Origin of the sequence: Halomonas sp. KM007 (assembly GCF_050709225.1) — a bacterium.
GTDB lineage: Bacteria > Pseudomonadota > Gammaproteobacteria > Pseudomonadales > Halomonadaceae > Vreelandella > Vreelandella hamiltonii.
The window spans coordinates 3,165,694-3,178,705 of record NZ_CP136131.1; the positions used below are offsets into that span (position 1 = coordinate 3,165,694).

The 13,012-nt window shown below is 60.4% G+C and carries 12 protein-coding genes; 5 read left to right on the top strand and 7 right to left on the bottom strand.

Annotated features, from left to right (window positions below; genetic code table 11):
* The first annotated feature begins 99 nt into the window (after nucleotides 1–99).
* Nucleotides 100–1,284 carry a BaiN/RdsA family NAD(P)/FAD-dependent oxidoreductase gene (locus RVM27_RS15020; protein ID WP_287806807.1) on the top strand — a complete coding sequence of 395 codons (1,185 nt, stop codon included), beginning with the start codon at nucleotides 100–102 and terminating at the stop codon, nucleotides 1,282–1,284.
* A gap of 62 nt (nucleotides 1,285–1,346) precedes the next feature.
* Here RVM27_RS15020 and RVM27_RS15025 read toward each other — a convergent pair whose 3' ends face one another.
* The 4 genes from RVM27_RS15025 to RVM27_RS15040 all read right to left on the bottom strand — a co-directional run bounded on the left by RVM27_RS15025 (nucleotide 1,347) and on the right by RVM27_RS15040 (nucleotide 3,477).
* Nucleotides 1,347–1,661, bottom strand: a complete 315-nt coding sequence (locus tag RVM27_RS15025) for a YqjK-like family protein (protein ID WP_016914412.1) — start codon at nucleotides 1,659–1,661, stop codon at nucleotides 1,347–1,349.
* The gene (locus RVM27_RS15030; protein ID WP_016914411.1) at nucleotides 1,633–2,037 is read right to left on the bottom strand and encodes a phage holin family protein; all 405 of its coding nucleotides are present in this window, start codon (nucleotides 2,035–2,037) and stop codon (nucleotides 1,633–1,635) included. Before RVM27_RS15030 ends, RVM27_RS15025 begins: the two co-directional genes overlap by 29 nt.
* On the bottom strand, nucleotides 2,037–2,369 hold the full coding sequence (locus RVM27_RS15035; protein WP_016914410.1) for an ElaB/YgaM/YqjD family protein: 333 nt from the start codon (nucleotides 2,367–2,369) through the stop codon (nucleotides 2,037–2,039). Before RVM27_RS15035 ends, RVM27_RS15030 begins: the two co-directional genes overlap by 1 nt.
* An 88-nt stretch (nucleotides 2,370–2,457) precedes the next feature.
* Nucleotides 2,458–3,477, bottom strand: a complete 1,020-nt coding sequence (locus RVM27_RS15040) for a phospholipase A (protein ID WP_498956912.1) — start codon at nucleotides 3,475–3,477, stop codon at nucleotides 2,458–2,460.
* 243 nt (nucleotides 3,478–3,720) lie between these two features.
* Between RVM27_RS15040 and mscK the strand changes: the two genes are divergently transcribed.
* Entirely contained in the window at nucleotides 3,721–6,996 is a 3,276-nt protein-coding gene (gene mscK / locus RVM27_RS15045) for a mechanosensitive channel MscK (RefSeq protein ID WP_498957784.1), read from the top strand.
* A 5-nt stretch (nucleotides 6,997–7,001) separates the two neighbouring features.
* Here mscK and RVM27_RS15050 read toward each other — a convergent pair whose 3' ends face one another.
* From RVM27_RS15050 to RVM27_RS15060, 3 genes are read right to left on the bottom strand one after another with little or no spacing between them, the layout of a single operon-like run.
* A complete protein-coding gene (locus tag RVM27_RS15050; protein WP_498956913.1) occupies nucleotides 7,002–7,751 on the bottom strand; it encodes a TlyA family RNA methyltransferase in 750 nt (249 codons plus the stop codon).
* A 38-nt stretch (nucleotides 7,752–7,789) separates the two neighbouring features.
* Nucleotides 7,790–9,814: a hypothetical protein gene (locus tag RVM27_RS15055; protein WP_498956914.1), complete on the bottom strand. Its 2,025-nt coding sequence runs from the start codon at nucleotides 9,812–9,814 to the stop codon at nucleotides 7,790–7,792.
* 29 nt (nucleotides 9,815–9,843) lie between these two features.
* Nucleotides 9,844–11,067 carry an ATP-grasp domain-containing protein gene (locus tag RVM27_RS15060; RefSeq protein ID WP_498956915.1) on the bottom strand — a complete coding sequence of 408 codons (1,224 nt, stop codon included), beginning with the start codon at nucleotides 11,065–11,067 and terminating at the stop codon, nucleotides 9,844–9,846.
* A gap of 208 nt (nucleotides 11,068–11,275) precedes the next feature.
* Between RVM27_RS15060 and RVM27_RS15065 the strand changes: the two genes are divergently transcribed.
* The 3 genes from RVM27_RS15065 to RVM27_RS15075 all read left to right on the top strand — a co-directional run bounded on the left by RVM27_RS15065 (nucleotide 11,276) and on the right by RVM27_RS15075 (nucleotide 13,003).
* Nucleotides 11,276–11,605, top strand: a complete 330-nt coding sequence (locus RVM27_RS15065; RefSeq protein WP_009100748.1) for a DUF1820 family protein — start codon at nucleotides 11,276–11,278, stop codon at nucleotides 11,603–11,605.
* Between the two features lie 83 nt (nucleotides 11,606–11,688).
* A complete protein-coding gene (locus tag RVM27_RS15070) occupies nucleotides 11,689–12,324 on the top strand; it encodes an SH3 domain-containing protein (protein ID WP_498956916.1) in 636 nt (211 codons plus the stop codon).
* 46 nt (nucleotides 12,325–12,370) lie between these two features.
* A complete protein-coding gene (locus RVM27_RS15075; RefSeq protein ID WP_081195672.1) occupies nucleotides 12,371–13,003 on the top strand; it encodes a thiopurine S-methyltransferase in 633 nt (210 codons plus the stop codon).
* Nucleotides 13,004–13,012 lie beyond the last annotated feature (9 nt).

The window sequence follows — 13,012 nt, forward strand, 5'->3', positions numbered from 1 at the left end:
ATTTGTTGTACATTGTATGTACATTTATTTTGGGCTTGTAAAGTGCTGAGCAGCCTTACTACTGCTAAGATAGTCAGCTTTTCATGTAGGGCTTCCAAGATGGTTTACGACGTCGTCGTCATTGGCGCAGGTGCCGCCGGGTTGATGTGTGCGGCTCAAGCAGGTTATGCAGGGCGGCGCGTGCTGGTGGTTGACCATACCAATAAACCGGGCAAGAAAATCCTCATGTCGGGAGGAGGCCGCTGTAACTTTACCAACCTTGATGCCTCACCAAGCCATTTTTATTCGGAAAATCCTTATTTTTGCATTTCTGCGTTGAAACGTTACCGTCCAGAACATTTTGTATCTCTGGTGGAGCGCCATGGCGTGGAGTATGTGGAAAAAGCGCCGGGGCAACTCTTTTGTGCCGACTCCGCCAAGGAGATCGTGAGAGTCCTGCTGACCGAATGTGAATGGGCCGGTGTCGAACTGGCATTGAAGACGTCCATTTCCAAGGTGGAGCGCCTGGGCGAGGGAATGCAGTTGACTACCTCGATGGGCACCATCAGCTGTGGTGTGTTGGTAGTGGCCACGGGGGGGCTCTCCATTCCCACCATGGGGGCTTCGGGCTTTGGTTACGATCTCGCCCGTCAATTTGGACTTGAAGTGTTGCCTACTCGGCCTGGGCTGGTGCCCTTCACGCTCAGTGATGTCTGGAAAGTGCGTGCCGAAACGCTGTCAGGGCTCAGCGTGCCGGTATCGGTCAGCTGTGGTCAAGGGCGCTTCAATGAGCCCATGCTGTTTACCCATCGGGGGCTGTCGGGGCCGGCGATGCTCCAGATTTCGAGCGTCTGGCAGCCCGGTAGCGCCATTACGATTGATTTATTGCCGGGTGAGGAGGTGGCGGCTTCGCTGCGTCATGCGCGTGAGCAAACTCCCAAGCGCATGCTGTCTACCTGGCTGGGTGAGCGGTTTCCCAAACGTCTGGCACAGGCGATAGTGGAATGGTACCCCGAGCACGCCACCGCCATGCCATTGGCACAGTACAGCAACGAGGCGATCGATTGCTGGGCAGAGTACCTCAATGAGTGGCAGGTGAAACCGGCGGGCACAGAGGGTTGGCGTACGGCAGAGGTGACCATGGGCGGGATCAGTACTGAGGCCATTTCGTCGAAGAATTTTGAAGTACGAGGCTTACCCCAGCTGCGTTTCATTGGCGAAGTGCTGGATGTCACGGGCCAGTTGGGTGGTTACAACTTTCAGTGGGCCTGGGCGAGTGGCGTCGCCTGTGGCCAGGCGTGTTGATCACCATTGAAAAAGCCGCCTGATGCAAGGCATCCGGCGGCTTTGAACAGGCAAACGCCTCGTCAGCTGGCGACTTTGGCCAGCAGTTTCAGCTTGCGAAGCAGCATATAGCCTGCCAATGCGCGTTTGCCGACGGCCATGGCGCCACCAGGATGGCGAACCAGCCGCAGGGCAGCGAGCCCGCCCACGACGTACAGCGGTAAGCGCAGGCTTCGCCAGTGCCGATCGAGTGGCGCGGAAGTGCGTTGCAACGTATCACTGCTCACCAGTATATCGATACGCTGCTGTTCCAGCTCGGCCAGCAGCGCTGCCTTGCGCTGCTGGCGACTCAACGGCTTGTCTGTGGTCTTAACGTCGACGGTCGGTGAGTTCTTCATCATTGGCCTCCAGCAGGGCGCGATCGGCTGCCAGCTGTTTCAAGGTTTCCTTGAGCAGCGAGTGCCGCTTTGCCTGACGTATGGCAATCACTGCCAGCAGCAGACTGAGTGCCATCAGTACGCCAGCACTCACGCCAATGGCCGTCAGCCGATAGGTGTCCCAGAACAGAACGACTACCAGCGCCGTCAATGTGGCAACGCCCAACAGCAGCAGCAGCAGACTGGCGCCAGCCAACAACAGTAGTACCAATAAACGAGCGCGCTCTTCCTCCAATTCCAACACCGCCAAACGCAGGCGGGTTTCACCGTTGGCTAACAGTGACCTCAACAAGCGTTTGGCGGCAGAAAAGACGCGTTGGGTTGGCCCCAATGCCATTAGCGACGACCGAGCAGCATACCTACCACCAGGCCAGCTGCGGCACCGATACCGATGCTGGTCCAGGGGTTCTCATGTACATAGCGGTCGCAGCAATCGGCTTGCTGAGCCAGTGACTCGCGGGTGTCTTCATAGATGCGCTCGCCGCGGGCTTCCAGGCGGGCACGAGTATCCTTCAAACGACGTTCGGCACGCTCACGCAGGTCGCGCATTTCACCGCTGGCATCTTTCGATGTGGCGTTCATCAGCTCTTCGACCGTCTCGCTGAGATGGCGCAGGTCTTCTTTCAGCTGGTCGGCACGTGCGGAGGCGTCTGTGTTACGTTTAGCCATGATGTCTTCCTTTGACGAATGAATGAGTGACAGCTTCAGCATAGCAGCCGTCACTCCATAGACAACCCCAAAGTTTAGTGGTTCCGCATCAACGGTTCAGGCCCGTGGCGCTGAACAGCGGGTTGAGGCTGAAGCCAAGACTCAGGCGATGCACGCGGTTGTCGTAATCGATCATGCTTTCGCCGTACCCGTAATAATACTGTACGTGTGCTCGCACCCCATTGAAGGCTGGCCAGCTGTAATCGATCTGAGTACCCAGGTTGCCGGGGCTAGGATTGCCACGCAGCTGTCCGGCGACTTCGTGATTGTTGTCCAGGCGCTTGGCCAGACGAATGTCGCCATATCCCATGAAGCGCTCGATATCCGGGTTGTCGTCGTCACCATCCGACTCCGGCACGCGCCAGTGCGGCGCCAGAGTCAGTGCCCAGTCGCCGCGCTGCAGCGTGCTTTCCAGATAGACGCGGTTCCAGCTCCGTGACAGCGGGTCCGAGCGGCCATTGGATTGATGGTTGAAGGCGATACGATTGCGCGTATTCACCCAGCCCAAGGCGCTCCAGGCGTTATCGAAATCGATGAACACCTCGGGCTCGTAGTTGGTTTCCCGGAAAGGGGAAGAGGCATCAGTGTTATAGGCCTGCCACCAGCTTCGCTGGGTATAGGCGAAATAGACGTCGCCAATGTCGCCAAACACGTCTTCGGCCAGGTTGAACTTGGCACTGAACTGAAACTTCACTTCGTTGTTGTTGGGGCCTGAAGCATCGGTCACTTCACGAAAGTTGTTGGAGTCCTGATTGGTGTTGTAGCTCACCGGAAACAGGTAATTGGTGCGATGTGTCGTGATGGAGAACGGGTTCCGCGACGACTGCTGTTCCAGCTGGCGGCGTTCGGACAGGTCCTCCAGGGCCACTTCTTCTGGCAGCGGCGTCGGTGGAATACCCTGGGCGGCAGCCTCGGGTGCGTCAATTTGCTGCAGCTGCTGGCGGAGCTGATAGAGCTCGGTATTCAAGGCGCGAATACGCGCTTCGATATCGTCACGCGTCTCGGCCATGGCCGACTGTGTGGCCAAGGCAACCAGCAGGCCTGTGAACATCAGGGGTCGGATAACCATTGATATGGCTCGCAATGAAAAGTAGATAAATGTTAGCGACGTTCTATACAGGCGGATGAGGTAAGTCAACTGCCAATATTCTCGTGCCGGGCTGGATTGCGCCGCCGGGCCTTACGATTGACAATGATGCCTTGCCCGATGATACGGGTCGACCAGTCAATGAGGCTTCTATACGTGGTGAAGAATGCCATGAAGGCGGTGAGCAGCGCGCTAGGAATATTGCTGTGTGTCGTGTTGTTGTGCATGTCGCCCATGGGGTGGGCAGAAGATGGTGAGCGGACGCCTTCTGAAAGCGCCCTGAACGAGCGATTGGCTGCGCTCGAGTCCCAGGAAGGGGAGCTTACCGCCGCGCAGCAGCGTGAGCAGGCGGCCCTGAGCGCTGCGTTGCAAGCCTATGAGCGGCTTACGGCACTGGAAGAGCGCCAACGGGCGCTGGAGCAGCGTGTCAGCCAGGCCCCTGAGCAGCTGCTGCAACTCGAACGAGAGCTGCGAGAAGCCGAGGAAGCGAGCCAACAGCTCTCCGTGGATAGCCTGAGTGACATGCCGCTGGAAGCCTTGGAGGCGCAGCAGGGCAGCGCGGTGATCGAACTCCAGCAGTTGCAGAGCCAGTTGGCCGAAGTCAACTCACAGCTGTTGGCTGCGCAAACCTTGCCCGAACGTGCCCAGCAGGCCATCTCCGAAGCCCTGCAGCGGGCCGAGACCTTGCGCCGCGAGCACGATACCCGCGAAGCGCTGTTGGCCGACCGCCAGCTTTCGGCTCGCGAGGATGCGCAGCTGATTCAGTGGCGTCTGGAGCGTTCCCTGGCCGAGCAGGAAGTCTCCCTCAATCAACGTGAGCTCAGTGCCAACAGCCGACTGCGGGAGCTGGCTCAGCAGCGGCGTGAGCTATTGGCTTTGCAGATCGATCATCAGGAGCAGCGGCTTAACCTGCTGCAAGGGGTCATCGATCGCCAGCGGCGCTTGCAGTCCGAGCAGGCGATTGCCGATGCCGCGCGGGATGACCCGCTGATCGCCGAAGGGCATCCGGTAGTGCTGCGCGCCCAGCAGATGAACCAGACCTTGAGTCTCGAGCTGCTGCGGGCCACTGACCGCGCCAACAGCATCGTGCGCGAGAATATCGAAGCCCAGCGTCAATTGGAGTTGGTGCGCCAGTTGCAGCGTAGTCTCAATGAGCAGTTGGAAGCCATTCGCGGCAGCCAGCTGCTATCGCGGATACTCCGTGAGCAGCGTCAATCGCTGCCGGTAATCGTGCCGCGCCGGGACCTGCAGGATGAAATTGCCGACTTGCGCCTCAAGCAGTTCGATCTGATACGTCAACGTGATCAGCTGCGCCAGGGGGAGCGATTGGCCACCCAGCGGCTGCAGGAAGCGGGTGTCGAGGTGACGCCTGGACTGGTGGACTCCCTGACGCGGCTTTATCAATCTCGCCGTGAGCTGGTGGAGCAGCTCGAGCAGTCCTATGGCAGCCTGTTGAGCGCCGCTATCGAGCTTCAGTTGAACCAGCAACAGCTCTTGACTACCACCCACGACCTGCGCGCCACCATCGATGAACAGCTCTTCTGGGTAGCCAACAGTCGCCCGCTGGACCTCAACTGGGTGCGTCAGTTACCCCACCACCTTCACCAGGAGTGGCTGCAGGGCGAATGGCGAGCCGTGCTGCCCAACCGCTGGCAGGGCCTTGGCTGGGACATGCTGGTCGGTGCGCCGCTACTGCTGCTGAGCCTGACCTTGCTGGGGCTGCGCTCTCGTATCAAGGCCGCCTTGGCGCGGCTGCACTCGCAAATAGGTCGTTTGAAGAGTGATACGCAGCTACACACGCCCAGAGCAGTGCTGATGAATGCGCTGCTGGCGCTGCCCGGCCCGCTGGCGCTGGCGGGGGCTGGCGTTGCCCTGCGCACGGCAGAAGGCGCCCTGGCACTGGGGCTGGCGCCGGCCTTGCTGCAACTGAGCCTGAGCTGGGGGGTGATTGCCTTGGGCCGCCGCCTGCTGGTGCCCGATGGCGTTGCCGAGCGTCACTTTACCTGGGCACCCGCTTACAATGCTCGATTACGCCAGCTGCTCGGAGGGTTAGGCGTGGCGCTGGTTCCCGTGGTAGGGATTGCGGCCATGTCTGGGCAGGTGGAGACCCCGCTGGCCATGCGCCCGGTGGCCATGGGATTGTTCATGCTGGGGCTGCTGGCCATGGCGTGGTGGTTGATGCAGCTGATTCTGGCCCACGTGCCGATTTTTGGGGTTCGGCTGTTCCGGTTGGTCCTGGGGCTGGCCATGGCCAGCGTGCCGCTGGTCATGCTGGGGCTGGTGGCCTGGGGGTATGAATACACGGCGCTGCGGCTGGTAGCACGTTTTGCCATGACGCTTTACCTGTTGGGGCTGTGGGTCGTGGTGGAAGCCACGGTGGTTCGCAGCCTGGCAGTGGCCGCTCGCCGCTTGGCGTATCGCCGAGCCCTGGCGCGGCGGCGGGCCCAGGTACAGGAGGGAGCCGAGGGCGGGCTGGAAGTGGTCGAAGAGCCACCCCTGGATATGGAGAAGATCAACACCCAGTCGCTGCGGCTCTCCAAGCTCATTCTGCTGATCGGGTTCAGCCTGCTGCTTTATCTGGTCTGGTCGGACCTGCTGGCGGTGTTGGGGTATCTGGATCAGGTGGCACTGTGGGATGCCGATGAAGGCGACCTGGTGGACAATTCGCTTTCGCTCTCTGATTTTTTCACGGCCTTGCTGGTGGTCGCCATCACCTTCATCATGGCGCGCAACCTGCCAGGGTTGCTCGAAGTCATGGTGCTGTCGCGGCTGGCCCTGAAACAGGGCAGCGCCTACGCCATCAGCTCGCTGCTCTCTTATACCATCGTGGGGACGGGAGTCGTCATGTCGCTGGCCACCCTGGGGGTCTCCTGGGACAAGCTGCAATGGCTGGTGGCCGCGTTGAGCGTGGGGCTGGGCTTTGGTTTGCAGGAGATCTTTGCCAACTTCATCTCGGGCCTGATCATTCTGTTCGAGCGCCCGATTCGGATTGGCGACACCATCACGCTGGGCAACCTGCATGGCACCGTCAGCCGTATCCGCATCCGTGCCACCACGGTGACCGACTTCGATCGCAAGGAGATCATCATACCCAACAAGACGTTCGTCACCGACCAGTTGATCAACTGGTCGCTGTCGGACAATGTCACCCGGGTGGTGCTGACCTATGGCGTGGCGCACGGCTCTGATTTGCCGTTGGTGCATCAGCTGTTGCGCCAGGCCGCCGATGAGAACCCGCGTGTACTGGCGGACCCGGAACCCCAGGTGTTCTACCTCAACTATGGCCCGCACAGCCTGAACTTCGAGCTGCGCATCTTCGTCAACGACCTGCTGGATCGACTGTTTGCGGCCGACGAAGTGAACTGCCGGGTGGATGAACTGTTCCGCGAAGCGGGCGTACGGGTGGCCTTCGAGCAGATGGACGTTTGGCTGCATCGAGATCAGGGGGAGTCGGTGAAAGTACAGACCCGCAAGCCGCTGCCTCCTGAAAACCTGGGCTAAGGCGTCTATTTGCAAGCCAGCATGAGAAATTCCCGATTGCCGTCCCCGCCGGTGATCGGGCTCTCCTGCCAGTGGGCAATGCGCAAACCGCAGGCCTGGCAGGCCATGCGTATCTTGTGCTCCACCTCGCTGTAGCGGGCTGGGTCGCGCACCACGCCGCGCTTGTCCAGCGCGCTGGGCTCCAGCTCGAACTGCGGTTTGACCAGAGAGATAAGCTTTCCCTTGGCCGGTAGCAGGGCGGCGATTTCCGGCAGGATCAGCGTTTGAGAAATGAACGACACGTCCATGATGGCCAGCTCGATGGGGTATTGGCGCAGCACTTCCAGCAAGGCTGCCGAGGTGCTCATGTGGCGCGCATTCAAGCCTTCCAGGCACACCACCCTTGGGTCCTGGCGCAGCGCTTCGGCCAACTGGTCGTGGCCTACCTCGACACCCACTACATGGCGGGCTCCGAAGCGCAGGGCGCAGTCGGTAAAGCCGCCGGTGGACTGGCCCACATCAAGCACGCCCAGGCCCTCCAGCCGCATATCCAGCGTAGTGAGCGCTCCCTCGAGTTTAAGGCCTGCCCGGGAAGCGTAGCGCTCCTCGGGGTCCTCCTCTACGCGCAGTGATATGTCGGCGGGCCACTTTTCGGAAGGCTTGGTGAGCGGGGTGCCGTCGGTCAAAAAGACACGTCCGTTCTTGATGAGGCGCTGGGCGCGGGTGCGTGAGCTGGCCAGCGCCTGGCTGACCAGCAGTTGATCGAGTCGTATCATGGCAGCGTATCAGGAGCGTTGAAAGACCGCGCATTATGTCATGTTGTGCCTGGCTCTGCCTGCAAGTCGGTGGGAGGGATTCGCGTAGCTCCCCAGCTGCGATGTAAATAGCCCTTGACGCGCTCCAGCTCCTCCTCGCCCACGCTGGCCAGTTTGCCACTTTCCAGGGGGTCGTAGTGGTAGATGTAAAGCCGCGAGAGAAACTGCTCGAAGGGCAGTGAGGCTTCACCGAAGCGTTCGCCGTTGCCAGCCGTGCTGACCTTGAGTCCATCTCCCCAGTCCTGGCCGCTATCGTTATTGGGGTTGTAGAAGTAGACGCGCATGACATCGCTGGGGTCGAGCGAGGCGCGTAGAATAGTGATGGCATGCCAGCCGATGAAACGCGCCGCGCTGTCCGTGACCGCAACACCGGCAGGCTGCGGGTGTATCAGCGGCTGATTGCCGTTGTAGAAAGGGTGGTAGCTGGCGTAGAAGTGGCGAATGAAGGTGTCGACCTCATGCAGCTGCCCGGTGGCTACATCCACATTGATACTGAATCCTCGGCCAGACCACCAGCCGTGAAATTCAGGGTTGACCCAGCGGTGGGGGTCGCCTTCGCGGCCGATGCAGCGTCGGCCCATTTCCGCATAAATGCGATCCAGGTGCGGGACGACGATCAACGACACCGGGTCGAGGTCAAGAGGGAGCTCGCTGGCCACTCCCGCCACGCTCTCCTGTGAAGAGATCGGTTGGCCTTCGAAATGCATGATGATCTCATCATCCCGAGCGGCCCAGGTCACCATTTGCAGCAGGTAGTCCGGGTCGTTGTAGGCCCACATCGACAGTGCACGCGCCGACTGGCAGGTAGGGTTGTTACCCTGGCCAATGCCCAGCGGTAGTCCCAGCATGCACAGCACACCTTCGATCAAACGTGCTCTGGGCGATGCGGTATCGCCATAGGCCAGCGTCAAGCGCGAGACGGCCCAGTCGGAGAGCGGCAGGCTCAGCTGCCGCCATATGGCCGGTGCCACTGGCGGTTGATAGAGAATTCCGCGTTCCAGCATTAACGCCAGGCCATAGACCGCCTGAGCGGTGGCGGGGTAGACGCCGCTGCGAATCAAGGTATGCGCCAGTTCGCGATAGCACAGCAGGCAGTCGCGCCCTGTGGACGACAGCCCCAGCGCCTCGGAAAGCAATTGGTCCGCTTCTTCCAACAGGAAGCGCAGCAGGACGGCATGGTAAGGCGACACGAGGCCAGTATCGTGCATGGCACGGGCAAAACCGGTGGACTCCGCTTGAAGCGTTGCGTGGTCCATGCGCTCCAGGCGTGCCCGGTAGACCTCGATGCCGGGGTCTTCCCGGCAGGCCTGCGTGGGGCCATAGAGCGAGCTGACCAACCGGTCGGCGCCCTGGCCGCTGGCGCCCAGGTCGATTTCCGGGTTGGCCTGGCACAGGGCGATCTGGGTGATCATCTGCTTGATGGAGTCGACCTGAATGGGCCGCTGCTTGAGAATCCGCCAGATTTCATCGATCAGTTGATCGATGACGTGCTCATGGCCTAGCCGCTCGGCCAGGTGCTGAAACAGTTGGCGGGGAATTTTCGCCAGCCGACCCTGGGTTTCACGCTCGGCTTCGCTGGGCGCGTTGAACAGCAGCCCCAGATTGATAGCCATGACCTGAGTGAGGTAATGATGGGCATGTTCCGGCGACAGCTGGGGATGCGCGTAAACTCCCTTGGCCACCGCCAGCAGCCGCAGTTCGCTCAGCGCCTCGATCACTACCACGGTGGCATCGGCGCTTTTCAGCGAAAATGGGGTCAACGCCGGGACCAGATACTGGGGGGTTTCCCAGTCTGATCCCACAAATACCCCTGCTGCCTCGAAGTTGGCGGCGCGCGCCTCCAGCGCTGCGCAGCCTCCTTCGACCATCAGGATACGCCGCGCGGTGTCCATCACACGGGGCAGCTTGGCCACCTTTGAAACGGCGGGGGCCTTGTCAAGTAGCGATACTGCCTCATCGAACTTGCTCAGCAACCCATCGAGCTTGCCTTCTTCCCCGTCAGGGGTGGAACGCTGATTGGTCACGCTGACTCCTTATCCCGACAAAGGGAGAATTATACATAGAAGTCGAGAGATTCCTGCCGCTTGAGCAGGTCACGTAGCGTATGGGCATCGTCGCCCTTGAAGTAGATCAGCCCCCAGTGGGTCCCAAACGCGGTGCGCTTGGTCACGGTCTCTTCCAAGGGGGGCGTCAGCTCATGGGACTCGAAGTACGGGTGATCTTCGGTCTCTTCGGGTATTTCCAGGCGGCTGACCACGCGACGTCGCGGATAAACGCCAAAGCAGCCCGCAAACCCGTTGGCATCGACGATCTCCCTGGGAAAGAACTCGGCCACTTCTTCTGCCGTGGCTTTGGGGTCGAAGACCAGCATCGACGCTTGATAGGCGTTGAAGCCATAGACCCGCTCGAGGAGTTCGAACACCTTGAACCCCGGTGGACGATAGGCGACTTCGCCAAAGTACATCTCGCCATCGCTGGTGACGAAGTACTCTGGATGGATCAGGCCAAACTCGATATCGAAGGCCTTGATCAGTTTTTCGATCTGGGCGGTGATCTGCTGGCGATACTGCTCGAGCTCCGGCGAGGCGGGAACGAACACCGAATAGCCCAGCGTGACGTATTCCGAAATGTTCAGGAAGGCGATCTTGCCGTCGTGAATCCACGCTTCCACGGCAAATTCCCAGCCATCCAGGTGCGACTCCATCAGCACGGGAAACTCTTCGTCCGGGATAGTATCCACCTCGTCCGGCGTGCGGATGACGCGGTGCCCGAGGCAGCCCGCCTTGTCGAACGCCTTCAAGTGGATAGGGTCGTTGGGGTCGCCGTCCAGCTTGAGCAGGGTCTGGTTGACCCGTTTCAGGAAGCGGATAACGTCGTCTCTGTCGTGGGCCTCTTCGAAAATACCCACGCGAATACCGCCCAGCTGGGCGCGCCGCTTCATCAGCGCCTTGTCACGCAGGAGCAGGGACTGGCCATAGAGGCGAGGGTTATCGAGCAGTACGGAGTTGATCGCACCGGCCCACTCGACGGTCTCCTCGAACAGCGGGATAGCGACATCCACGCCTTTTTCCTTGAGGGTTTCTGCTATTTCCATGGAGCGGTCGTTGAGGCGCTCGAAATTCCAGGGAACGTAGGGAATATCGTGTTTTTTGCAGTGTTCTTCTGCCCAGTCGGGGGCGACCACGATGTAGCGCCGGTCGAACTGCTCGGCCGCTTCGATTGCATTGAGGCTCCAGCCGAGGAGGGCGATGTAGCCCTTGTTGGGATCCTTTTGCATGGTGGTGACTCCTGTTGGGTAGATGAAAAATCGTGCCAAACACTCTTTCCACCATACACGACCCAGGTGGCCCCGGGCTAATTAGCACCCACTGAAGGGAGAGCAGGGAATTCGTGGGCCTTGACGATGTCTGCTAAGGGGCTGCCCGGTGAGTGTGGTAGGCTACCCCGTTGTTGGATACGTTCAAGCGTCAAGAGGAAGGGCCAGGATGGCGGCCAAGCCGATCTACCGTGTGGTGGTTCACCAGCAGGGTGAAATTTGGGATTTATACGTAAGAGAGATCTTTCAGAGCGAACTCTGGGGCTTTATTGAAGTCGAGGAGTTTGTCTTTGACGATGCGTCGCGAGTCGTGGTGGATCCGGGAGCGGAAAAACTGCAGCGTACCTTCGAAGGCGTCAAGCGCAGCTATCTGCCGCTCAATGCCATTGTGCGCATTGACGAAGTAGAGCGTGAAGGCCCCTTGAAGGCAGTGAAAAGTGATGCTCGCGTCGCAGAGTTTCCTCGTCCCTTCCCGTTACCGCCCAGGGGGGAAGGGTAAGCGCCCAAGAACGCGCAACGCTATAGCGATACGCAGGCTGGCTTCGTCGGTCAGCTGCGTTTTTATGATCAGGACATGACGTCATGCAAGTAGAGAAATTTCGCAGGAATTGTTACGCCGCCGCCATGGGCGTGCTGTTGAGTGCCAGTGGTCATTCGGCGTTTGCTCAATCCGATAGTCAAGCCTGGGTCAGTGACGAGCTGAGCACCTATGTGCGCAGTGGGCCCACGGATGGCTATCGCATTGTGGGAACGCTGAATGCGGGTGAGCAGGTCGACGTACTGGAAACCAGCGGGAACTACACCCGAGTGCGCAGCAACAGCGGCGACACCGTGTGGGTGTTGAGCAGCGAACTGCAGCAAACGCCCAGCGCTCGTCAGCAGTTGCCTGAGCTTCAGGCGCAGGTGGAAGAACTGACCCAGGAGCTCGACGGCATCAACGATACCTGGGAGCGGCGGGTCTCTTCGATGACGGAAACCCTGGATATCCGTGAGCAGCGCATTGCCGAGCTGGAAGCGCGTAATCACGAACTGGACGCCCAGTCCGAGCAGGCTCGCCGTCAGGTGCGTGCGCTGCAGGCCCGCCTGGATACCCAGGAAGAGGATCTGTTGATGCGCTACTTCATGTACGGCGGGGGGGTGGCCGGTGCGGGCCTGCTGGTGGGGCTGATCGTGCCGCATCTGCCGCGTCGCCGCAAAAAACGTGACCGCTGGTTCTAAACAGCGTGCTGGTCATCCTCCACCACGGCCCGACGAGGTAAGTACCATGGACAACCCCTGGCGGTTGCGCTGGCAGGAAGGGCGCACTGGCTTTCATCTGGCGGCAACACATACCGCGCTGCCACAGCACTGGCCCGAGCTGGGGGTGGAGGAGGGTGCCAAAGTGCTGGTGCCGCTGTGCGGCAAGAGCCTGGACATGCGCTGGCTGGCCGAGCAGGGGCATCCGGTGCTGGGCGTCGAGCTGGCCCCGGAAGCCATTGAGCAGTTTCTGGCCCAGCGGGAAGAGGGCGTTTCACGCTACCGCCAGTCAGGTTTCGAGGTGTTTCGTCAGGGGAGTGTCGAGCTTTGGTGCGGGGACTTCTTTCATCTGCATATCAAACAGGCTGCCGAAGTCGGGGCCTTCTATGACCGAGCAGCGTTGATTGCCCTGCCACCCGCCACTCGGGAGCGCTATGCGTTCCACCTGGCACAGCTGATACCGCCTGGTGCCAAGGGATTGCTCGTCGCGCTGACCCATCAGGAAGGCGAAGCAGGGCCGCCCTTCAACGTGCCCGACCATGAAATAGAACGCCTGCTGGCGCCCAATTTTCGCGTTGATCGGCTCTCTACAGAGCCCGCCGATGAGCGTGGCCGTCGCGAGAGCCTTTGGGCACTGGAGCGGCGCGGCCCTCGCGTGTGAATTGACCCA

Excerpts from the sequence above, each read along its gene's own strand:
- mscK (WP_498957784.1), top strand. The coding sequence starts at position 3,721 with ATGTCGCCCATGGGGTGGGCAGAAGATGGTGAGCGGACGCCTTCTGAA.
- RVM27_RS15060 (WP_498956915.1), bottom strand. The coding sequence starts at position 11,067 with ATGCAAAAGGATCCCAACAAGGGCTACATCGCCCTCCTCGGCTGGAGC.
- RVM27_RS15075 (WP_081195672.1), top strand. The coding sequence starts at position 12,371 with ATGGACAACCCCTGGCGGTTGCGCTGGCAGGAAGGGCGCACTGGCTTT.
- RVM27_RS15065 (WP_009100748.1), top strand. The coding sequence starts at position 11,276 with ATGGCGGCCAAGCCGATCTACCGTGTGGTGGTTCACCAGCAGGGTGAA.
- RVM27_RS15025 (WP_016914412.1), bottom strand. The coding sequence starts at position 1,661 with ATGAAGAACTCACCGACCGTCGACGTTAAGACCACAGACAAGCCGTTG.
- RVM27_RS15050 (WP_498956913.1), bottom strand. The coding sequence starts at position 7,751 with ATGATACGACTCGATCAACTGCTGGTCAGCCAGGCGCTGGCCAGCTCA.
- RVM27_RS15030 (WP_016914411.1), bottom strand. The coding sequence starts at position 2,037 with ATGGCATTGGGGCCAACCCAACGCGTCTTTTCTGCCGCCAAACGCTTG.
- RVM27_RS15040 (WP_498956912.1), bottom strand. The coding sequence starts at position 3,477 with ATGGTTATCCGACCCCTGATGTTCACAGGCCTGCTGGTTGCCTTGGCC.
- RVM27_RS15020 (WP_287806807.1), top strand. The coding sequence starts at position 100 with ATGGTTTACGACGTCGTCGTCATTGGCGCAGGTGCCGCCGGGTTGATG.
- RVM27_RS15035 (WP_016914410.1), bottom strand. The coding sequence starts at position 2,369 with ATGGCTAAACGTAACACAGACGCCTCCGCACGTGCCGACCAGCTGAAA.
- RVM27_RS15070 (WP_498956916.1), top strand. The coding sequence starts at position 11,689 with ATGCAAGTAGAGAAATTTCGCAGGAATTGTTACGCCGCCGCCATGGGC.